This is a genomic window from Chitinophaga sp. (assembly GCF_035538455.1).
Classification (GTDB): domain Bacteria; phylum Bacteroidota; class Bacteroidia; order Chitinophagales; family Chitinophagaceae; genus Chitinophaga.
Window position 1 is genome coordinate 23,351 of record NZ_DATLKJ010000096.1, and the last position, 23,578, is coordinate 46,928.

18 protein-coding genes are annotated in these 23,578 nt (G+C 41.6%); 3 read left to right on the forward strand and 15 right to left on the reverse strand.

The annotated features are described in order from the left end of the window. The first annotated feature begins 10 nt into the window (after nt 1-10). On the forward strand, nt 11-1,138 hold the full coding sequence (locus VM802_RS11315) for a hypothetical protein (RefSeq protein ID WP_325530423.1): 1,128 nt from the start codon (nt 11-13) through the stop codon (nt 1,136-1,138). 62 nt (nt 1,139-1,200) lie between these two features. On the opposite strand, the gene VM802_RS11320 is transcribed toward VM802_RS11315, so the two are convergent. The 13 genes from VM802_RS11320 to VM802_RS11380 all read right to left on the reverse strand — a co-directional run bounded on the left by VM802_RS11320 (nt 1,201) and on the right by VM802_RS11380 (nt 18,399). Beyond that, the gene (locus tag VM802_RS11320; RefSeq protein WP_325530425.1) at nt 1,201-3,105 is read right to left on the reverse strand and encodes an ABC-F family ATP-binding cassette domain-containing protein; all 1,905 of its coding nucleotides are present in this window, start codon (nt 3,103-3,105) and stop codon (nt 1,201-1,203) included. A 251-nt stretch (nt 3,106-3,356) separates the two neighbouring features. Further along, nucleotides 3,357-4,946, reverse strand: a complete 1,590-nt coding sequence (locus VM802_RS11325) for a hypothetical protein (protein ID WP_325530427.1) — start codon at nt 4,944-4,946, stop codon at nt 3,357-3,359. Nucleotides 4,947-5,146: 200 nt separating this feature from the next. After that, nucleotides 5,147-6,226, reverse strand: a complete 1,080-nt coding sequence (locus VM802_RS11330) for a mannose-1-phosphate guanylyltransferase (RefSeq protein WP_325530429.1) — start codon at nt 6,224-6,226, stop codon at nt 5,147-5,149. A gap of 1 nt (nt 6,227) precedes the next feature. Further along, a complete protein-coding gene (gene fcl, locus VM802_RS11335) occupies nt 6,228-7,163 on the reverse strand; it encodes a GDP-L-fucose synthase (RefSeq protein ID WP_325530431.1) in 936 nt (311 codons plus the stop codon). Between the two features lies 1 nt (nt 7,164). Continuing rightward, nucleotides 7,165-8,277 (reverse strand): GDP-mannose 4,6-dehydratase, encoded by a 1,113-nt coding sequence (gene gmd / locus VM802_RS11340; RefSeq protein WP_325530433.1) that lies wholly within the window; start codon nt 8,275-8,277, stop codon nt 7,165-7,167. 61 nt (nt 8,278-8,338) lie between these two features. Further along, the gene (locus VM802_RS11345; protein WP_325530435.1) at nt 8,339-9,460 is read right to left on the reverse strand and encodes a glycosyltransferase family 4 protein; all 1,122 of its coding nucleotides are present in this window, start codon (nt 9,458-9,460) and stop codon (nt 8,339-8,341) included. 31 nt (nt 9,461-9,491) lie between these two features. Continuing rightward, nucleotides 9,492-10,286: a glycosyltransferase gene (locus VM802_RS11350; protein ID WP_325530437.1), complete on the reverse strand. Its 795-nt coding sequence runs from the start codon at nt 10,284-10,286 to the stop codon at nt 9,492-9,494. Continuing rightward, on the reverse strand, nt 10,271-11,149 hold the full coding sequence (locus VM802_RS11355; RefSeq protein ID WP_325530439.1) for an alpha-1,2-fucosyltransferase: 879 nt from the start codon (nt 11,147-11,149) through the stop codon (nt 10,271-10,273). The genes VM802_RS11350 and VM802_RS11355 overlap by 16 nt, the downstream gene beginning before the upstream one ends. Next, nucleotides 11,139-12,314, reverse strand: coding sequence for a glycosyltransferase family 4 protein (locus VM802_RS11360; protein WP_325530441.1), 1,176 nt, complete (start codon nt 12,312-12,314; stop codon nt 11,139-11,141). Before VM802_RS11360 ends, VM802_RS11355 begins: the two co-directional genes overlap by 11 nt. Then, nucleotides 12,311-13,387: an O-antigen ligase family protein gene (locus VM802_RS11365; protein WP_325530443.1), complete on the reverse strand. Its 1,077-nt coding sequence runs from the start codon at nt 13,385-13,387 to the stop codon at nt 12,311-12,313. The genes VM802_RS11360 and VM802_RS11365 overlap by 4 nt, the downstream gene beginning before the upstream one ends. A 138-nt stretch (nt 13,388-13,525) precedes the next feature. Further along, a complete protein-coding gene (locus VM802_RS11370) occupies nt 13,526-14,761 on the reverse strand; it encodes an oligosaccharide flippase family protein (RefSeq protein ID WP_325530445.1) in 1,236 nt (411 codons plus the stop codon). A 35-nt stretch (nt 14,762-14,796) separates the two neighbouring features. Then, a complete protein-coding gene (locus VM802_RS11375) occupies nt 14,797-15,888 on the reverse strand; it encodes a lipopolysaccharide biosynthesis protein (RefSeq protein ID WP_325530447.1) in 1,092 nt (363 codons plus the stop codon). Nucleotides 15,889-15,918: 30 nt separating this feature from the next. Then, entirely contained in the window at nt 15,919-18,399 is a 2,481-nt protein-coding gene (locus VM802_RS11380) for an SLBB domain-containing protein (protein ID WP_325530449.1), read from the reverse strand. 559 nt (nt 18,400-18,958) lie between these two features. On the opposite strand from VM802_RS11380, the gene VM802_RS11385 reads away from it, so the two are divergent. Both VM802_RS11385 and VM802_RS11390 read left to right on the forward strand, forming a co-directional pair. Beyond that, nucleotides 18,959-19,459 (forward strand): RNA polymerase sigma factor, encoded by a 501-nt coding sequence (locus VM802_RS11385; RefSeq protein ID WP_325530452.1) that lies wholly within the window; start codon nt 18,959-18,961, stop codon nt 19,457-19,459. 148 nt (nt 19,460-19,607) lie between these two features. Continuing rightward, a complete protein-coding gene (locus tag VM802_RS11390) occupies nt 19,608-20,732 on the forward strand; it encodes an acyltransferase family protein (RefSeq protein ID WP_325530454.1) in 1,125 nt (374 codons plus the stop codon). Here the strand turns inward: VM802_RS11390 and VM802_RS11395 are convergent. Both VM802_RS11395 and VM802_RS11400 read right to left on the reverse strand, forming a co-directional pair. Next, on the reverse strand, nt 20,717-21,934 hold the full coding sequence (locus VM802_RS11395) for a sterol desaturase family protein (protein WP_325530456.1): 1,218 nt from the start codon (nt 21,932-21,934) through the stop codon (nt 20,717-20,719). The two genes, VM802_RS11390 and VM802_RS11395, sit on opposite strands and share 16 nt — an antisense overlap. Before the next feature lie 216 nt (nt 21,935-22,150). Beyond that, nucleotides 22,151-23,563 (reverse strand): RtcB family protein, encoded by a 1,413-nt coding sequence (locus VM802_RS11400; protein ID WP_325530459.1) that lies wholly within the window; start codon nt 23,561-23,563, stop codon nt 22,151-22,153. Between the last annotated feature and the right edge of the window lie 15 nt (nt 23,564-23,578).

Sequence of the window (23,578 nt, forward strand, 5' to 3'; positions counted from 1 at the left end):
ATATTTATCTATGAAAAAGACTTTCTTTACCCTTTCTTCCATTACCCTCCTATGCTTCATTCAATCAAGAGCACAGGCACAAGATCTGAAATCAGTAACTACCAATGGTAATACAACTGATAAGTTAATCCGTATAGAAGGTTCTGACAAAATTCCTGCAACAGGCTCCGGGCTGGAACTTTACTACATGAGTAACCAGGGGTATCTGCAAAGCCGAAACAGAGACGGGAATGTAAATACGGTACTCAATCTTGCCGGATCCATCATCAATACTACAGACAGAACGCTTATCAAATCTGCCCCCGATGACGGGACCACGGTTCTGCAAGTTAATGGCGGCGTTAAAACCTATGGTACTAACTATCGCGCCTTTTCGGCCAATATCCTCAATGGTTATGGCACAATAGATCTTTCAGAAAACAATCAGAGAAGAGCTTTCATGGGATATAACGCCGGTTATAATGCCTATGCCACCTTTGGCGTAGTAGATGACGGCGGAGCAGAAAGAGGTATTTTTATACAACGTGTATCCGGCAACGTTGGTATTGGTACATCTACTCCACAGGCTAAACTCGCAGTCGATGGGAACGTATTTACAAACGGTCAAATGAAAACCAGCGGATCTAATTATCGTGCGTTTACAGCCGACATCACAGGAGGATTCGGCACAATAGACATTTCAGAAAACAGTAAAAGAAGGGCCTTCATAGGATATATCACCAACGACAGCTATGCCACATTCGGCGTTGTCGATGATAATGGTACTGAAAGAGGGATATACCTGCAACGCGCCACAGGTAATGTTGGCATTGGCACCACTAACCCACAGGCCAGGCTGGCCGTCAACGGAGACATGTTCGCCAAAAGAGTAAAAGTAACGGTCACTGGCTGGCCTGATTATGTTTTCCAGGATAACTATCAACTTCCTTCCTTAAAGTCAACTGAGCTATACATAAAGGAACACAAGCACCTTCCTGAAATACCCTCTGCACAAGAGGTTTCCAAAGATGGAATTGATGTGGGTGAAATGAATAAAAAATTGCTGCAGAAAATTGAAGAGCTGACACTTCATTTGATCAGACAACAGAAGGAGATAGATGAATTAAGCAAGTGGAAAGAAAAAATGGAGAATAAATAGAGCACCACTAAATCATTATTAAGTAAGAGGCAAAACAGTATACTATTCTGCCTCTTACTTTACTAATTTTCTATCTCACTCAATTCCAACCAACGCATCCCTTTTTCATCAAGTAATTGCATGATCTCTCCCATCCGATGCGTCATGGGTTCTATCTTTTCAAATGATAGCTGGCCACTGGACAAATCTGCCTCAATGATTTTCTTTTCCTGCTCCAGTTGTTCGATGTCTTTTTCGAGCAGCTCAAATTCTCTTTTCTCCTTGAAAGACATTTTGCGGGCTTTCTGTCCAGCGGCGGGAGTGGTGTTATTCACAACAGGCTCCACTTTATCTTCTTCTTTTTTGAGCACTGATTGCTTACGTTCTTCTTCCCGCTCCCACTCTCGATACTGTGTATAGTTCCCAGGATAATCTCGCACTTTCCCTTCTCCTTCAAAAACAAACAAATGATCCACGAGCTTATCCATGAAGTAACGATCGTGGCTCACGATGATCACACAACCTTGATATTCCAGTAAAAAGGTTTCCAGGATACTGAGTGTGGGCAGATCGAGATCATTGGTTGGCTCATCGAGCACCAGGAAGTTAGGATTGCGGAAGAGAATGGATAGCAGATGCAACCTTCTTTTCTCTCCTCCGCTAAGCTTGGAAATATAAGTATATTGTTTCTCCGCCGGGAAGAGGAATAGCTCAAGAAACTGAGCGGCGCTTACTTTAGTACCATCTGCGAGCGGAAAGTTTTCGGCAATATTTTTTACAAACTCTATTACGCGCATGTCTTCCTTCACTTCAAGTCCCGTCTGGGAATAATTGCCAAATACAATTGTCTCCCCCACATTGATCTTACCGGAATCAGGTTGCTCGCTTCCCAGGAGCATATTAAGGAAAGTGGATTTACCTACTCCATTTTTACCAACAACGCCTACACGCTCTCCCTTTTTGAAAGTATAGTCAAATCCTTTCAGGATCACATGATTACCGTAGGCTTTATACACTTTTTTCAGCTCCAGTATTTTGCCCCCCAGCCTGGTCATCTTTACGTTCAGTTCCAACTGCTGATCCTGTATACGAGTAGCCGCCCTTTCTTTCACATCATAAAAAGCATCCTGGCGGGATTTGGACTTGGTTGTACGGGCCTTCGGTTGCTTACGCATCCATTCCAACTCTTTACGATAAAGATTCCGGGCCTTTTCCACGCTGGACTTATCACTTTCTTCACGAGCAGCTTTCTTTTCCAGGTAATTTTCGTAATCCCCCTTATAGATGAAAAGCTGCTCTCTGTCAAGCTCCATGATCTCATTGCAAACACTATCCAGGAAATAACGGTCATGGGTAACCAGCAACAAGGTTACACGTTCCTGGTCAAGGTAGTTTTCCAACCATTCGATCATACCAACGTCGAGATGGTTGGTAGGTTCATCCATAATGAGCAGCACATGTTTATGCTCAAACCCTATATCAATCAACACCTTAGCGAGGGCGACCCTTTTTTGTTGCCCTCCGGAGAGAGAGCCTACCGGTTGGTCTAGCTTATGGATATTAAGTTTGCCGAGGATCTGCTTCACCTTGGAGTCAAAATGCCAGGCATTGAGCTCATCCATCTGGCTGATAGCAGCAGTGAGCTTCTCCATATCCGGTTCATGATCAGCTTCGGTAAGCTGTTCATAGTTTTTGATAGCATTAAGAACAGGATTGTCGTGGTCAAAAATGTTTTCCAATACAGTCTTGTTCAGATCAAAACCATGTTGTTGTTCCAACATCACCACTGTCACGTCCTTGTGGATCCATACCTTTCCTTCATCCGGCACTTCCTTACCGCACAAAATGCGCAACAGGGTTGATTTCCCTGTACCATTGAGCGCAACCAGCGCAATTTTGTCTCCTTCTTCTATATGGAAAGAAATATCCCGGAATAACGGTTTGGTGCCAAAGGATTTTGTAAGCCCTTCTACTGTAACATAATGCATTCGGCGAAGTTATAAATATTCGTGAAAAGTCCATTAAATACTGAATTATGTATTTGATATTATGATTTTTTTCGTATATTCAATTAAGGATATAAGCGGACAGGTCGGGTTTTCCTGCACCTAATGAAAAAACTCTTTTTGCTGTCAGTTTTGTTTCGGCCTTTGTCCATTATCCTGCCCCTTTTTGCGTAAAAAATAAAAAGCCCTTACACGTATAGTGTAAGGGCTTGCGTGCTAATATAGCGAGTGCTTTAGAAATCGTAATAGAACTGTCTGAATGAACTTCTCAGCCCAAAGTTAAAGATCAGGTCTGTCTTGCTGCCGGTAATATCATTCTTCAAACGACGGGCAGCCAGGCCAGCTTCCAAACGCAAGTTATATTTAGGATTCAGTACATAAGCTACTGTTCCCTGAGCGTACAACAGGTTGGTTTTAATACCCTGACCTATCCAGTTGCCGTATTCTTTAGGATGCGTGGTATATGGCTTAGAAATGTCATGACCATAGTTTGTTTGCGCATCAGGATCATCCCCATATTTGGCGTACATCAACTCACCACGGCCATACCAACGTTTAATACGGTAGGTAGCAATCCCCAGCACTTCCCAGAAGTTGGCCCCCAACGGATGAGCCAGTGATTGATTGTAATGTTCGTAGTTGATGAGGGTACTTTTGTATGAATAGGTATATGGTCTTACTACATTCAGTTCTCCCTGCAGATCCAGGTTACTTACCCGGAACAGGTCAAACGAGCGGAAACCCAGCTGCATGGACTGTTTATTGGCCCACCAGCCTCTCCCTTTGAGCACTTCCTTCACTCTCATTTCGTCGAGGACTAACTGTCCGTAAATAGTGGTTTTGGGGAATAATTTGAATTTCGCATTCATACCCACCAGCGCATTATCTGAGGAGCCTTGTGAGAACTCAGCTGAGCGGAGGAAGATGATCGGATTCATATAGCTCCAGTCAAATCCGCGTTTGCGGCCAGAAGAATCTGCATCAGGCCAGATAACGGCGTCAAAGAGGCCAATAGTAAGCCGTTTGCTCACATTCCAGTCCAGGAAGTGGAATACCCCCCATTTTTTGTAGAAACCCAGGTCATTGTAAGCAGTAGCAAAATCTTTACTGTGCTTATCCATAAACTGCGCCCACATAGCGGTATATTGAACGCTTCCGAGGTTACCTGTAATCTTCAGGTAAGGATAGCTGAAGGTGATATCTGACAGGATCAATGAGCGATAGCCATCTCCGATAAAATTCTGTCCGTAACCTGCGGTGACATTCAGGTATTTGTTCGGCGTATAAGACAACAGGGCGCTTGCATAGTTGAAATCAAATGCCTTGCCTTCGCTATAGTCTTTAATTCCACCCTGCCCCGGAACAATATCATTTTTACGAATATACTGATCCAGGTAAAGCGGGAATTTACCCTGATTCTCATAAAAAGAAGATTCAAAATAGAATTTTGGACCAATGTTAGCCTGAATGATGGCTCCACGTGTATTCAACCACGTAGTCCTGCTACCATCTCTGCTTTTTCCAATCTGGAAGTCTGGCAGGAAGTCAATGAATACATTATACTCTTTGTTCCTGAACTCCAGCAGATGTTCATCAAATAGCTTTCTATGTCCCAGGCTGCGTTTGGTGGTATCGGGCCGTGTGTACATAGCGCTGGTGTCCACATGCAGGATAGGCTTAAAAGCCGTATGATGGTTATTTGAATCCAAATAGAGTTCCCGGATATTTTGTGAATTGTAAGGTACCACAACCGGGAGTTTTTCCTGTGCACTTACAGCACAGGCGAGCAATAGCATTGCTGTCATCCAAAAAAGATGCTTCATTAATTTTCTTTTGAGTTCAGTTTAAAAAACACACGAAGTCAGGCGTCACAAACACTTTATAATAACCTTGCAAAGTGGATAAGATCCACTATAGCCGAGGTTGCCAAGATGCAAAGATAATATTTTCAATAAATTAGGATGACAGTAAGGGAGAAAACAAAAATATACCCTGCCGCAATAACGGCAGGGCTATAAAAAAATTATAAATAATGAGATTGATTATTAGCTTTAAGAGACTCCGTAATCTTCTTGATTTCCTGTTCTTCTTTCTTAGGGTAGATCAACAATACATCGTTATCATCGACTACAATATAATCCTTCAATCCTCTGATTACAGCGAGTTTCTCTGCAGGTAAATGAATAATACAGTTTTCTGTATCCTGCAACTGCAAGGTGCTGGCTGAGATTGCATTGTTAGTAGCTTTTTTATCGGCCACTTCGTATAGCGAAGCCCATGTTCCCAGGTCACTCCAACCGAAATCAGCGGGAATCGTATATACGTTATCAGCTTTCTCCATGATTGCATAATCCACAGAGATATTGGGAGATAACGGATAATGGGCATCAATGAAACCCTGCTCCTCAGCTGTATTGTATGTACCTTCTCCTTTTTGAAAAAGATTGAACACTTCCGGAGCATGTTGCTTAAAGGCAGCCAATGCTGCTTTCACGTTCCAGATAAATATTCCGCCGTTCCAGACATAGTCTCCACTTGCCAGAAACTCCTTGGCAGTTTCAAGAGGAGGCTTTTCTGTGAAACGCTCCACTTTATGCAGACTGTTGCTTCCTCCCTTCTCATATTTAATATAGCCGTAACCAGTATCGGGTCGGGTCGGCGTAATACCTAGTGTAAGCAAGATATTTTTTTGCGCGACGACTTCCAGACCGGCTTTAATTTTATCAATAAAGATATCCTCATACAGAATAAAATGATCTGACGGTGCCACCACCATATTTGCATCCGGAGCACAGGCTGCAAGCTTGAAGGCAGCATACGCAATGCATGGCGCAGTATTGTTACGGGAAGGTTCACAGAGAACGTTACTTTGTTTTATGGCAGGCAACTGCTGTTGTACAAGTGATTTATATTGTTTATTCGTAACGATATAAATATTTTCTTCCGGTACAAGCTTTCGGAAACGTTCGTACGTAAGTTGCAGCAATGACTTTCCAATACCAAGTATGTCAATAAACTGCTTGGGGAAATTATTGCGGCTTTTTGGCCAGAAGCGGCTGCCAACGCCACCTGCCATGATGAAAACATGGTTATTTACTTTCATGTTATGCAGACCAGTTAGTCTTCGTTACTTCTTCATATACCCTACGAATACCTTCTTCCAAATTAATGGCAGCTTTCCAGCCATAACTGTGTAGTTTGGTTACATCCATCAATTTACGGGGAGTTCCATCAGGCTTACTGGTATCAAATACAAGTTCTCCACCAAATCCTACTATCTTCTGAATTAGCTTTGCCAGGTCTCCAATGCTGATATCCTCTCCTACCCCAATATTTACAAAGCCCTGCTCATTATAATGCTGCATCAGGTAAAAACATGCATCCGCCATATCGTCTGCATGGAGAAATTCGCGTTTAGGCGTTCCCGTTCCCCAGATAGTCACCCGTGGATCGTTATTCTCTTTTGCCTCATGCATTTTCCTGAGCATTGCAGGCAGCACATGTGAATTGACAAGATCATAATTGTCATTAGGGCCATATAGATTAGTGGGCATTACCGAAATGAAATTACATCCATACTGGGCCCGATAGGCATCGCACATTTCAATTCCAGCAATTTTTGCTATTGCATATGGCTCATTGGTAGGTTCAAGTGGACCTGTAAGCAGGTATTCTTCTTTCAGGGGTTGTGGCGCCATCTTTGGATAAATACAGGATGAACCGAGGAACATAAGTTTTTTAGCCCCATTCAGATAGGCCTGATGAATGACGTTGTTCTGAATCATCAGGTTCTCATATATAAATTGTCCCCTATAGGTATTATTCGCCATAATCCCGCCCACTTTAGCAGCAGCCAGAAAAACATATTCCGGTTCTTCCTGTTCAAAGAATTTTGCAACTGCAACCTGGTCACGAAGATCAAGCTCTGCGGAAGCACGCGAAACAATATTTGTAAACCCCTCTTTCTGAAGGCGTCTTACAATAGCAGAACCAACCATCCCACGATGGCCGGCAACATATATTTTATCCTGAAGATTCATACTATTCAAATTGATTCAATACCTTATAACCTGCATCTTTCAGGAGTTTTTCGCGTTTAAAAAGCTCCACGTCAGCAGCTACCATTTCCTTTACCAGTGCGGGTAATTCATATTTAGGTTTCCAACCTAATTTAGTCTTTGACTTGGTAGGATCCCCAATAAGCAAGTCCACTTCAGTAGGTCTGAAATAACGGGGATCGATGGCTACTACTTCCTGCCCTTCTTTAAGCGGAGAATCTGAGCTGGCTACGCTTACTACATATCCTTTTTCATCAACACCGGTACCTTTAAATTCTATCTTTACTCCTACCTCAGCGAACGCCATTGTGATAAAGTCTCTTACAGTGGTAGTTATTCCTGTAGCTATGACAAAATCTTCCGGTGTATCCTGTTGAAGGATAAGCCACATTGCCTCCACATAATCTTTGGCATGCCCCCAGTCACGCTTCGCATCGAGGTTACCCATATAGAGTTTATCCTGCATTCCCAGTGACAATTTTGCTACTGCACGGGTAATCTTCCTGGTAACGAATGTTTCACCACGCAAGGGGCTTTCATGGTTAAACAGGATACCATTACAGGCATACATGTTATACGCCTCCCTGTAATTCACAGTGATCCAGAATGCATACATTTTTGCAACAGCATATGGAGAACGAGGGTAGAACGGGGTTTTCTCAGATTGCGGCACTTCCTGCACCAAACCATAGAGCTCGGATGTAGATGCCTGATATATCTTGGTTTTATTTGTGAGTCCCAGCAGACGTACAGCTTCCAAAATACGAAGGGTGCCAATACCGTCAGCATCAGCTGTATATTCAGGAGCTTCAAAACTTACCTGTACATGGCTCATGGCTCCCAGATTATAAATTTCATCGGGTTGAACTTCCTGAATAATACGGATTATATTGGTTGAATCTGTGAGATCACCATAATGAAGCTTAAATCTCACATTATTCTCATGCGGATCCTGGTACAGATGGTCAATTCTATCAGTGTTGAATAATGAGCTCCTTCTTTTAATACCATGCACTTCATAGTTCTTCTTTAACAACAGCTGGGCAAGATAGGCTCCATCCTGCCCTGTAATGCCAGTTATTAGGGCTACTTTCATTTTGATTATTTAATAAATTTCTACAATATATTGATATTCCATATAAAATTCCAACTTGAAACTATAGCAACTCGAAAATTCGTTCCATATAGCCACTAATAATAATTTGTTCACTGAATTCGTTCATCATCTTTTTTCGGGCTTGTCTTCCCATATTTATGCGAGTCTCCTGATCAAGCAAAATGAATTTCTCCATCTGTCTGGCCAAATCGGCTTTATCTTTGGGCCGACATAGAAATCCGGTTTTCCCATCCTCTACTATCTGTTTACATCCAGGAATATTGCTGGCAATAATAGGACGTTCCAGTGCTGCACTTTCCATTAACACCATGGACATTCCTTCCCTGTAACTGGGTAAAACTACACAATGATGACTAATTAGGGTAGTTCTGACATCATCTTTGCTGCCAAGATAATTTACAACACCCTCATCAACCCATTCTTGCATAGTGGCCGCAGAAACAGCTGAGGGATTATTCACATTCAGAAACCCAAGCAAGTTAAATTCGACATCTGGATAACGCATCTTTATTTCCCTTGCAGCCTCCACATATTCCAATACCCCTTTATCATATAACAACCTTGCTGGCAACACAAATCTGAGTGGTTGTCCTGCTGGTATTGATGAGAGAAACAATCCAGGATCAAATTCAGCACAATTTACGCCTTCCCCGTTTATAACATGGGTTTTTGCAGGGTTAACCAGTCTATAACGGTAAAACACCTCCCGGTCTTCCTCATTCAGAAACCATACCTCTCCAACCAACCGAAATGCCATCCTGTATAAACGCCGTGATATCGCAGATACAATATTTTTGTTGATAAACGTATAACCCAACCCAGTTACAACACCAATTGTTGGTATTTTAAGCCTATTCGCTACATATGAACTGTAAATATTCGGCTTAATTGTATATTGTATAATTAAATGGGGGGTTACACTACGATATATTTCAAATAGCTCTCTTACAAATGCAATATCCTTGAATGCGTTTTTACTTTTCCCTTCCAGGGTTTTCAGAGGTATGAATTTTGTGCCAAGTGCCTCTAGGAGTTGTTGAAATTCATCCGATGGAGCAACAAGTATAACTTTCAGCCCCTGATTTACCAAGGCTGTGATCAAACCTTTCCTGAATTTATAAAAACTCCAAGCTGTATTGGAGATCAGTAATACTGTTTTCATATCAATTGCAAAAGTTATACTTCTATTAGACCTATACCACTCTTTTCTTGGTGAGCATGAACTTGCCCAATGAAACCAAAAAGGCTTTCAGGTACCTAAATTTTCCAGTGTAAAGGAATTCCCTCATAAAATAACCAGGAATTTCAGCGTACGCCAGCCTGGAACCTTGTGATGAATTTCCATGTACCCTGTATTTGAGTAAAGGAGTTTCCAAATTGGCAAACCGGAATTTTTCATCTCTGAGCGCTCTTATCCAGAGGTCATAATCCTCCGAGTTAAACCCTCCCAAATATCCTTTTAACTGTAGAATTGCAGTCTTTCTAAACACCACTGAAGGGTGCACAATAGGATTTTTGATCAATAGCTGCTTGCGTATTGTTGCATTCTCTAATGGCAAATTACGTTGACCCGTTATATTACCATTTTCATCGATTAACTCTACCCCAGATCCACATACAGAGACATCCGGATGAACATTCATATAATCGTACAGCAACTTCAATCTGTCAGGATGCGCAATATCATCTGCATCCATTCTGACAATTAGATCTGTTTTGGAACAGTCAATTGCATAATTAAGATTGAAGGTAAGTTGCGGTATAGAAGTCCTGAATAATCGTACTCTGCTGTCAGCTAATTTATTCAACCAAGCCCACAGTTCATCTGTACATGCATTTGCAACAATTATTAACTCAAATTGTTTAAAATTTTGCCGCAAAATGCTGTTTATTGCGTCATCCACATGACTGTTATATTGGTTCAAGCCCATTATTACGCTGATGAGTGGATTTTCACAAATACCTTTATTCATTATAACCGTATCCATCCTTCCGGAATTATATTTTTAGAAACAATAGAAGTATCAGCGAACCATTTCTCTGGTGCTACGATTATTTTTTCCGGATGATTATTCAACCAAGCGCCCCACCAGCTAAAAGAACTGTTGGCAATAATTTGATGGTTACATTGTGATATCATGTACATATCCATAAATGAATCCGATCCTTTATTTACATCCACCAGGTATACTTGCGCCCCTTTGAAATCCAGGTTGGCGTTGGCCCATTCGGTATCATCAGAAAAAATAAAAAAGCAAGGCGAATCCAGCTTTTCCTCCATCAACCCAATTGCGTTATTGTAATATTCCAGGGAACACACCCCATGATATTGTTGGTTTGATTTAATGCTGACATAATCACCACGGCGAACATGTATAGCAATGGAATTATTACGCTTCATTTTCTCCAGAATTGGCTGATTCTTTTCTAGATTCTGTAACTTGAATACAAACTTTTCCCTGAGTTCTTCTGCACATTCATTAAAGAAACTGGCAGATTGCCAATATCCCATCAGATACATCAAATTCCCAGACATTGGCAGCTCATTATACATACCAAATTTCTTTTCTACAAAAACAGATCTGCCATTTGGTAATAACTTCCTGATAAGTAACAGCTTTAATGGGAAAAACCTACCAAACAACCCCAACACCTCATCTTCAGATAATACCTCTTCACTGAATCCTTCGAAGCGTGGTATTTCGAATCCTTGATGCGTTTTCACCTTATAGGCTGATATATCCAGGCACAATTGAGCATTGTATCTCCTCGCAAGGGCATAACCACATGCATACTGAAACATTTGATTTCCCAAGCCTCCGAAAATCTTTACAACAATTTTACTGTTCATATTTATTATCTTTGGAACTATTCTCTAATTGCTGTACCAGATTGACATATCGCTGCGCATATACAGTCCAGTTATACTTACTAAGGCTGGCAGCCAAACCTTCTACAGCCAACTTTTCCAGCTCCAGTTTATGGTTAATCAATCTATTAATAACTGTAGGCATCTCTCCATAATTGTCACAGGTTTCTCCTCCAGGTATCTTACTAATACTACCACGGTTAATGCTGACAAAAGGTACTCCATTGGCAATTGCATCCAGAATAACCAAAGGCTGTGCCTCTGTTCGTGAAACGTTCAGCAGAAGAGATGCATTCAGATAGGCATCCCCAATTTCCTCTTTGGTCAATGAATCCAGGAGATAAATTTTCTTCTGTAAACCAAGAGGATAGTTTTCACATAGTTTCAACAGCTCATCCTTATAATCATTCCGCTTCGCTCCTATTACTACTAAGCTTACATCTTCTCTGTTTAATTTCCGAAGAATTTCCAATGCAGCCTGTTCATTTTTTAACCGAGAGTAGTTTCCCACTACAAGCAACATGAAATCGTCCTTCGGGATTTCATGTTGTTGTCGAAATGAATTGACGTTACCATTCTGATAAATATGCCCACCATTGGGTATTATAGAAGCTGCTAATCCTGGGAAATATTTATCTTTCAGCTCTCGGTCTAAAAAACGATCACCATCTGTATAGTCTTCCAGAAAGACAATGTGGTCAAGATGTTTAAATATTACTGGTACTAATGCTTTTTGATAATATTGCCAACGTATTTTGGCTATAAATGAACGAAAGTCAAAGGCGGTATTAGTAGATATTCCATGGCTCACCAGCACTTTTTTGGCGGGTAATCTATGTAATACTTCAATAGCCCCATCTACTGGCCATGCCTGCCAGCAATGGAAAAAAATCACATCAAAGCTGTTGTTCAACAGAAACTGTTCATAGTTCTCCTTACCAGCCACCGAATCCAGCAGACGTCTGTTTCCTGATAATGGTAATCGGACAATATGAATACCTTCATGGAAATCTTCCCTATTTTCACCGGATGTCACCACAGTTACATCATGACCAGATTTAACAAAAGCAAGCGCCTGCATATAAGCACAATTGGCAACACCATTTGATTGAGGCCAAAATGTAAATGTGGAAATCAATATTTTCATGTAACGGCCTTTGTTATATTTTTTCGATTATATGCAATAGGTGCCAGCAAATACAACCAGTAAACCATGTAGATAGTGCAACTTAAAAATGTTCCTGCTATCAGCACTGTAATAAAAACCGCCAATATAAGCCCATTACCGCTGGCATATAACAAAGATTTACCTATAATAAGAAGGAATATGGCCAATCCTAAAATGCCACTGAACAACAGAATCTCAACAAACGTATTGTGAGCAGTCATTTTTATATCATTATCCTTGGATTCAAGTACAAGTTCTCCGATACCATAGCCAAGAGGGTTCATAACTGTTTTCTTGAATGCGTCCTGGATCAAGGCAGACCGTTCTTCAGAAGAAGAGGAGGTATTTTCCCCTCTGTTCATGTTAGCGACCACACCGATTCCTAACAAAATGAACACTAAGAATGTAACAACCTTCTTATATATTGAAATATTTGACCTATAAAAAAAAATGGCAAAACAAACAAAAAATGACAGTAGTGCTCCTCTGGAAAATGTAAGTAGAATACCCGTGAAAATGAATATGAATAATATTAACCGTCCTGTTGTAAATTTATTAATGATCTTATAAGTCATAACGCCAACTCCTGGCAAAATATACAGTGCAAAATAATTGGGATCTCCTACCAGAAAATGCGCCCTAACAAATGAAAATCCGAACAAAGAAGCCATAATATCTTCGGTCACTTTTATAGAGCTATAATCGAGTCCTAACGCGGCGTCTCCATATGTCAGAAAGAAAAATTCCTGCAGGTAGGCCAGAATAGTAAATTGAACAGCTAACCAGACAGCAGATCTGATGTAAATATTTTCTCCATCAAAAAGAAATAGGGTTCGCAGGCTGTAAAAAATAGCAATTACACGATAAAGCGCAAATATTTCACCGAGGTGAACTTGTGCCTTACCATTGAAAATTAATACAAAAACGGAATAAATGAACCAAACATACAACACCAAACCAGTGATGGCAATCTTTGTGTTGGTTCCCCATACCAGATTCTCGAATATTGATAAGCCCAAAAGAACAAAAACCAGCAGGTTGGGCCAACTCATTGGATTTCCAGATTCCTTAACTGATAACGTCAGTGAGAATGGGGATAAAAAAAGTGTTAGTATAAAACAAACGAACGTTGCCAGGAAAATTTTCCTGAATATAATCAAACCCAAACTCTGACTATAATGCAACATACTCTACTTGTATTTATATCTCACCACAAAAAAGCCAAACACTACCACTACTAAGTAACCTGCCAGATATCCGGCAACAGCTCCCATTTCATTATACTTTGGTATTAAAATCAAATCTGTAATTACAGCTGCAGCCAATGCCAACATCCATTTTATGGTTAGAAACCTGGCTGCACGCATTTTCAGAATCAGCAAATTCAATCCGGCATCAATATATACCAATACCGAAATGAAAATGGAGTAACTAAGAATTCTGGAGGTTTCATTAAATCCTTTTCCAAAAATAATCTTCACGATGAATGGGGAAAGACTGGAGACTCCAATACTACCAGCAAGACTAATTCCCAACATAATCAGGAGTACCTTAAAGAGATTCTTTCGTACATTTTCTGCAGCTTTTATACTGAAGATATACATGGGAGCTACAGAAGATGCAATAATTGGAGCAATCAGCGAAAAGTTCTCAGTAATCTGCATAGCTGCACCATAGGTTGCAATTTTGTCAAATGACAAAAAATGCTTGAGCAACAACTGATCCACCCTTCTAAACAGCGCCTGCAATATAAGACCAACCCAGAAAACCCCTCCTAGCATTGCAATTTTCTTAATTAATCTGAGCCTGAACCGAAATACCAGTTTTTCCTTTCTGGCATTGAGGATATAATAAATCAGCAAACCTATACTTAGTATAAAGGTTTCCAGGAATAATGCTAAAGCAAAAAACAGAATCCCCAGTTTCAAATAGTATCCCACAATAATCAGTACCAATTTAGTGCACGTTGCAGCAATACTAATAATAACAGCAGGCCTGTTATAAGTTCTGGCTTGTAGCCATGCTGAAATAACACCAAATGGTTCTCTGAAAAAAAATGTGAGCCCCAAAATACTGGACACTCTTAATACATTCAGATCATGAATAACAAAAAAAACGAAAGATAACAGCAGAATATAGGCAAGTGAGGAAGCTAGAATCCTTAAAATAAAAACATTTATAAGTGTCATATGCTGCATCTCCCTTTTTTGGTTAACCAACATAGGTACAACTATTTCGGAACCGCATATAATTACTATGGAGCCAAAAATCGTAATCAACGACTGCACATATTGAAACATACCAAACCCCGTCTTGCTTAACCCCCTCGCCAGCAATGCGGAAATTAAAATACCAGATACAAGTTGAGTTCCCCTTTCCAACAGCATCCAGAAAATATTCTTAATAACTATTCCTCTGATATTCACAATATTACAAAGTTATTTAAGCAAAATTAACAGTATCAGCTCATTGCCTTTTTCAGGGCTCGTCTGATTGTCAGGTAAGATATGATGAATAGTCCGGCAACTAATGCTCCTATAATAATGCCTTTAAGTCTTCCAGTTTTTTCTTTCTCCAATGGGAGCACAGGTGTATCCACAATTTGTATAATAGGTGTTTCCTGTTCCAAAGTCATTTTGCTGATTTCCAAATTTTTGACCAGCTCGCCATATATTCCCTGAAGCATGACTTTATCTCGTGTAATCAACTCTGTACCAACCAAAGCAGTACGTTTTGCCGGATTCAGATTCAAATCCTGTGCTACAGCAGCTGAATATGTTTTCTTATTCAGTAATGCTTCTATAGAGTCAACCTTTCTTTGTAATCTATCAACATTGGATTGGCTACGTTTTGTCTTAGTGGCAAGGTAAAAACTGATAGCTTCTTTTACCACACGTTCCACAAACATTTTAGAAAATATTTCATTACCAGAAGTACATTTTACGTTGATAAACCCTAATTTCTTGTCTGGCTTACCAACTGACAATTTATCTTTCAGGATATCCGCATAAATAACCTGGAGCACACTATCTTGCAATCTGGAATAATTACGTGTTAACGGGTCTATTGCAGCACTCGCAGGTAACGTAATATTTCCTGCCGGCTGGTTTTTCCATTTCTCCTTAAATCCATTTATATCCAGATAAAAATCTGCAAGACTCATATTCTTCCCATCCACGCTGATAGGTAAAATAAGAGCCCTATTAACAATAAGCCTTGTTTTGAGAAACTCAATAATGTTTTCCCCCGTAAATACTCCTGCAGAGGAACTACCATTCAAATCTACTCCAAACTGGGAGGCAAGTCCGGCATAAGCCCCCAACGGGCTGCTTTTACTATCTTCTAATACAAAAGTCAGATTAGCTACATACAATGGCTTTTTGTACAAGGCATATATCAATCCTAATCCTCCACCAAGAATTCCCGCTAAAAAGACAATATACCATTTACTCAACAGATAGCGCCACCACTGCTGTAACTGTAGGACAAGATCTTTTAAAGAAATTTCATCGTCCTGATTAACAACTTCGGTGGAATGTTTTTGTAACTCCATTGTGATTTCTTCTCTTATTATGATTCAAATTTACTTCACGGTATTGAGTATCGTTACAATCACAAGAGCTATAGATGCCAGACCACTCGCCATTGCAATACCTTCTTGTCCGGTTAATCCCTTCTTCTCCTTCCTCGTAGGCACATAAATCTCCGCACCAGGCTTCACTTTTGGATAAGAGTTAAAGAAAAACACCTTTTTTGTGTTCTTGACTTCGCCATTTGCATACACGATATAACTTCTCCTCCTCAAAGCCTGAGATGTAAATCCACCAGCGCCATGTATATAATCTTTAAAGCTATACCTGTTATCAAATCTCACTTTCTTTGGGAAATACACCTCTCCGAACATCTGCACAGTCTGCAACTTCTTCGGTACCCGAATCACATCACCTTCTTCCAGCAGCAAGTCATACTTGGAACCGGGATGCTTCATGATATGATCGAGATTGATGCCCAACAATTGTTCTTTCCTTGCAACTGCTTCTTGCAGACGCTTAATGTCAGAGCTGTCCTGCAGTTTATTATAAAACACCTGCAGTTTGTTTGCCAGCAGCGCACTGTCACTTTCATTGATAAATGTCTTGCGCATCATTACCGCACCTTCTGCATAGGCTTCAGGACGAAGGCCGCCTGTTCGTTTAATTAGGTCAGATATACGTTCCGAGCGTGTATTAATAGCATACTCCCCCGGATATATCACTTCACCACCTATCTGCACATTCGCCTGAGTCGAATACACAGGTGAACGGCGTATTACAATTTCATCAAACGGTTGTAAGGCAAAAGCCTTTGCATCAGGGTTGTTGCTCAGATCTGCATTGATATCGAACCGCTGAATCACAGCTTTAATACTGTCTTTAGGATCGTATGAACCACTGCGTATCCTGCGGGAGATTTCCACACGCTGCGTAGAAGCCGCATCGCGCAACCCACCGGCCATTAAGATGAGGTCTTCCAGCCGCATGCTGTCTGCGTAGGTAAAGAAGCCAGGTTTATTCACCTCGCCATCTATTCTTACCTCATATTCTTCACGCAACTCAAATTTGGAATAGATCATTACGCTGTCTTCCTTCTGCAGGCGAATATTCTCTTTGCCTGTCAGTGCATGCTGTACATTGAAGTTCAGGAAGGCTGGTGTAAAGTCCGGTTGCAAACGGCGGATCAAACCTCTTGATAAAGCCGCCACCTCTTTTATACCATCTGCCCTTTTGATAAGATCAGCAACAGTCATGTTATCCTCCAACGCATAATTGCCCGGATGAAACACAGCACCGGAAATAGTAACACGATTGCTGAAACGGTTCAGGATAGAATCAACGAAGAACTGATCCCCCGATTTCAACCTGAATGCCCCTACATTGCCAGCAGGAATATTCACCACCTCCCTTTCTTTGTTATTCACACGGTAGGCACGGATAACATCTTTGAAAGCAACATCCGTATAACCGCCCGCATAATCAATAATCTGCTGCAACGTTTCATTCTCCTTCGCTTCAAAGATTGCCTGACGTTTCACCTCACCGGAAAGCTCCACCCTCGTTTTATAAGGATTCACTTTCACAATGTCCTGGTCCTGCAATACAATGTTATTGGTAAGATCTCCGTGGGCCAGAAAGTCGTACAAATCGAAAGTGGCAACAGGCGAACCATTGCGGATCACCTGTATGCTGCGGAATGAGCCATTCTCGTTAGGACCTCCCGAAACATATAATGCATTAGCCACCGTCGCCAGTGAAGGTATAGTATAAGAACCTGGGTTTACCACCTCACCAATCAGCAATACCCTGATACTGCGGATATTGCCCAAAGCAATCTGGACAAAAGTGTTTCCCGACTTAATACCACTATAAATTGACGATAATTGCTTGGTAATACGTACCCTGGCCTCTTCCATCGTCAACCCGCTTACATACACCGGGCCAAGGTTAGGAATACGGATATAGCCATCTGGCGATACCTTTAGGCGATGCTGCACCTCTGAATACCCATATACATCGATCAGCACCTCATCCTCTGCCGCCAGCCTATAATTGGGGGGAGTTGGCATTTTCAGGTTGGGCTCAAAAGTCAGGTTCTTATTATTAAATAGCTCTGATCCGAAAATGCGTTTCCTTCTTTTTGCAAGTTCCCTGTCCTCCCTGGTTTCATTTTTCTTATCAATACTCGGCTCATCAGTGGCATCCGCCACTTTACGCGAACCATATTGATCTTTTTTGGCGTCATCCTTCACACTCTTATCCAGTTCCTTGTCCAATCCCATCTGCTGGATACGGGCCTTCAACTTACTGATCTCAATATCCGGAATGCCCTTCTGCTGAGCATACGCGTCTATATCATTAAAAGCCACATTGCTCTTTTTCATTTCCGCCACCAGCTGCCGCACCTGGTCGTCAGACAAATTATCCACCTTCATCTGCCGAATCTGCTCTTTGGATAATATGGGATTCTGAGCGGTTACACAATAGCCAATAAACAGGAACAGCTGGATCAGCAATATTTTTTTGAACATGTATTAACTAGGATAAAAACTTCTCGAATATCTTTTTTGGAAACATACTTATTATGGCCAATCTGGTTACGATATTGCCAAATAAGGTGCAAATCTATTAAAAATAGTATATAAATGATAACAGAATCGGAATCCCTAACCGTTTTGTTTTTAAACTTTTAGCGGCATTCCGATAAACAATTATGCCAGAAAACCAATATTAGTAAAAAAACAGGTATATAAAAGGCGTTATAATTAATTTTAAGTAAATTATAATAACAATTAATTAATAATATATAATTATTATCAGATAAGATGAAAAATTGAAATCTTTTTTCCAGTTTCTCTCGTTAATACTCTCTGGTTGTCAATTCGCAAATTCAGTTTTCAGATTCAAAGACCACAGGTATTTTAACCACCAAAATTATCAAGCAAACTGTTCCGGTAAGCCCGGGAAAACTGTTGGTGTTCATAAGGCTCATTAAGCAAAATGTATTAGTAATTAAGTAGTTCTAACTGTCGTGTACGCTTGTGCTCATAGTTATCTTGTTTAATTTAGTTAAGGTAAAACTTAAACAATATGTCATCTGTTGAATTTAACACCTTACTGATAGGAAATGCTGATTTCCTCAAACCCTTTGCATTTACCCTCACCAAAGATGCTGAACAAGCTAAAGACCTCTACCAGGAAACCCTCTTCCGGGCACTATCCAACCAGGAGAAATACCTGGAAGGCACCAACATTAGGGCATGGCTCTTTACCATCATGCGGAATATATTCATCAATCATTACCGCAAAAAAGTCAAAACCCGCATGCTGGCCACCCCTACAGTAAGCGACTTTTTCCTAAACTACCATCTCACCCCCACCTCCAACAAAGCCGATGCAAACCTCAGTACAAAAGATATACAAATAGCCGTCTATCATCTGCCTAAAATCTTCAAACAACCATTCATACTTTACTACGAAGGATACAAATATTTTGAAATAGCCGATATGCTGCAGGAACCACTCGGTACCATCAAAAGCAGGATACACTTTGCCAGAAAACTGTTGAAAGCACAGGTACCCCGCTTCTGATAAATGGAAATCACTTGGAAAAGTATTTTGATATTTTTTTATTTTAGTATTTGGATGTTTAAAACCTTAGCAGAAGTGACGATGTGACAAAGGATATTAATCGCTGTATTTTTAAATACCAAAATAAAAAAATATCAAAATCACCACCGTGACAAATCCTCAACGCTTTCTGTCCCTGGACGTATTCCGTGGCCTCACCGTAGCTGCCATGATACTCGTTAACAATCCCGGCAGCTGGGAATATGTGTACAGCCCACTGGAACATGCCAAATGGCATGGCTGTACACCCACTGATCTGGTATTCCCCTTCTTCCTCTTCGCTGTAGGCAATGCCATGAGCTTCGCCCTCAAAAAATATGAGACCGCTGGTAACGCCGCCGTAATCCGCAAAATCCTTACCCGCACCCTGCTCATCTTCATCATCGGTCTGCTGCTGAATTGGTTCCCTTTTGTAAAATGGTCCGACACCGGCGAATTGATCATGAAACCACTCGACCGTCTGCGCATATTGGGAGTATTCCCGCGGATTGCGCTATGCTATGGCCTCGCAGCCTTCATCATTCATTACCTGAAGGATAAAGGCGCATTCCTCTCCGCCTGTATCATACTTTTCGTATACTGGTTCCTGTTACTCGCCTTCGGTACCGGTGACCCATACAGTCTTGAAGGATACGCCGGGCTCCCGTTGGATAAATGGTTCCTTGGAGAAAACCATATGTACCATGGCGAAGGTGTAGCCTTTGACCCGGAAGGTATACTGAGTACACTTCCCGCCACCTGTAATGTACTGTTCGGATACCTTGCCGGAAGATTCATTCAGGAAAAAGGTAAAACATATGAAATGCTGGCCAGACTCATGATTATGGGGTGTATCATGATCTTCGCCGCACTCTGCTGGAACCTCGTTCTCCCGATCAATAAAAAAATATGGACCAGCTCTTACGTCCTCTATACAGTAGGCATCGCACTCATGTTGCTGTCAATACTCATGTACATAGTAGAATTCCAGGGCAAAACGAAATGGACCCCGTTCTTCACCGTATTCGGTAAAAATCCGTTGTTCATCTACGTATTGTCAGGGATAGTAGTAAAACTGTATTTACTTATCAGGCCTGCACCAGGCCAGAACACCTACAGCTGGCTCTATGAAAATATATTCCGCCCCATAGGTGGCAATATGAACGGCTCACTGCTTTTTGCCCTGTTTCATGTATGCCTCTTCGCCGCTGTAGGCTGGTGGATGGATAAAAAGAAGATCTATGTGCGGGTATAACCATACACAAGCCTGAAGTATTCTTCCTTCAATCTCGACTGGAAATAGATCGCAGTAGTGATAATCAGGGCCGCCACGAAAGGCACCAATGGATGCGGCCAATAGTAATATATTGCCAGGCACAATACGGTATAACGCGCATACTCCAGATAAAATACCCAACGCTTCTGCTCCATGATAGCGCCACAATTGATAAGCGTAAGCAGGATCAGAAAGGTAGCGCATACCTGTACAAACACCGGTACATAATGCTCCAGCAATAAAAATATAAACAGTAGTGTGAGTGTGGCAGCCATCTGCCACACCACATAATTATTCAGTTTAGGCGTTTCTGTTATACTGCTGTTGCGCAGCAGAAATGTTTCTTCCAGTACCACACGTGCAGCAGGATCTACATGATCAGGTTTCCCAAAAACCACACGGAGTTTATTTCTCCATCCTTTTGTCTTGCGTACCGAATAGATCATCTCCAGTATAAAGTGAAAGTGTTGCCACAAGAAACTATTACTCTCCAACGATTTGGTAAGTCCATATACAGGCTCCTCTTCCTCTTTCTGAAACGTACCAAACAACTTATCCCAGATAATAAATACATCTCCGTAATTTTTATCCAGGTACTTCGGATTACTCGCATGATGTACCCTGTGATGAGAAGGCGTTACCAGTATATATTCCAATATACCGAGCTTACCGATGGTACGCGTATGAATAAAGAAGGGATACAACCCATGTACCAGCAATACACTGGTAATCATCGCCGGAGGGAAGCCAATTACCGGCAATATCGCCCAGAAACCAGTACGCACAAATGCCTGGAACACGGTAATCCTGGCAGATACTGTATAGTTAAACTCCTCGCTCTGGTGATGCACCACATGCGCACACCAGAACAGTGTAACCTCATGTGCAAGCCGGTGATACCAGTACCAGATAAAATCAGTACATATCAGCAGCGCTACCCATAGTAATACCGATGCCTTTATGTCAAAAACTGCAAAGTGACGATACAGGTAATCATACACGAAATAAAAAACCCCTACCGTGAATGTGTCCAGCAGCCGCTCCGCAATGCCCACACTGAGGTTGGCAATTGAATCATTAAACCTGAAATAGCGTTTCCCGTTTTTCTTAGCCACCAGGTATTCAAGACCAATAAAAGTCAGAAAGAATGGAACCGCCAATGCCAGAAAGTTCAGATGCATTAATAATAATTTTAGTCCGGAAAAATAATGATGCACAGGTTTCCCTACATGGCGCCAGCACATGCAAAGGGCATTTTTCTATATCATTGGTGGCTGATAAGTCGTACAATATTAAGTAATAAATTTCAATTATCCCACTAATTTTGTAGACTAATAAGAGCAAGAAAAGGAAGACGAAATGTCTTCCTTTTCTTGCTCTTATTAGTCTACAAAATATCAATCTTCTCTTGGGCCATCGCCATCAGCCATCCTCACCAGCTTTGGCTGGAATTGTCCTACCACCTCAACAAGATCAGCCTGCGCAGCCATCACCTCATGTATATCCTTATATGCTGCAGGTGCTTCATCCAATCCACCGCCAATCAGTGTTACACCATTATCACGCAGCATCTTTCTCAGTTCCTCAGCAGTAATCGACTGAATAGCCTTGGTTCTTGACATCTGTCTTCCGGCGCCATGTGATGCGGATGATAAGCTCTCTTCCTGCCCTTTACCGCGCACAATAAACCCAGGCGCTGTCATAGATCCGGGAATAATACCCAACACACCCTTACCCGCCGGAGTAGCCCCTTTACGATGCACAATCAGCTCTTTACCCTGATGCTCTTCTTTCCAGGCAAAGTTATGATGGTTCTCAATCCTCGCCAACATAGTAGCCCCCATGGCCTTTATCAGACGTTTATGAATCAGGTGATGACATGCAGAAGCGTAATCACCGGCCAGATTCATCGCCAGCCAGTACTCCTGCCCTGCTTCCGTATTCATATCCAGATAAGCCAGGTGCTGCGCTTCCTTTGGAAGCGGACACACGTCCTTTGCCACACGGGTGTAATGCCCCGCAATCTGCGCCCCAAGACCTCTTGACCCGGAATGAGACAATAACGCTACATATTTGCCCGGAGCCAGCTGCCATTCATTCTGTGCATCCAGTATCTCCACCACGCCCCATTCTACAAAGTGATTACCGGAACCTGAAGTACCCAGCTGTCCGGCTGCCTTACCAGTCAACGAACGCAGGAACGGAATTTCATTAAACTCCTTTCGTTCCAATACAGGATCTGCGTCATTATTCTTCCATTCCGCCCCGGCGCCAAATTTTGTAAAGCTGATCAGCTCTCTTTTATAATTACTTTCCTTCGTCGCTAGTGTATCCACCGGCAGATCCAGTATGCTCAGACACATCCGGCAACCGATATCCACCCCTACGGCATAAGGTATCACTGCATTATCAGCAGCCAGCACCCCGCCTATAGGCAACCCATAACCCTGATGGGCATCCGGCATCAGAGCGCCTGCAACGGCTACCGGCAAACGAACCGCCATCTTCATCTGCTTCAAAGCGCCTTCTTCAATAAAAGAAGCGCCATACACACTATAATCAACAGCCTTCTCATTCAACGGAATTGTCTTATTTTCCACCGGAATCAGCGGCGCCGCAATCTTTAACAATACTTCATCCTCCGCATACTTCGTCGGATCAGCCAATATCTGCTTCAGCAAATCTTCAGCCTCCTCCTGTGAAAAATCAGGATAATGCTCTTCTATAACGGAAATGGCTACACTGATTACCGGCCCTTCCGGATAACCAAGGTTTCTCAATACTTTCCCACTCAGTTTAATCTTTGACATAATTGGATGTTTGGG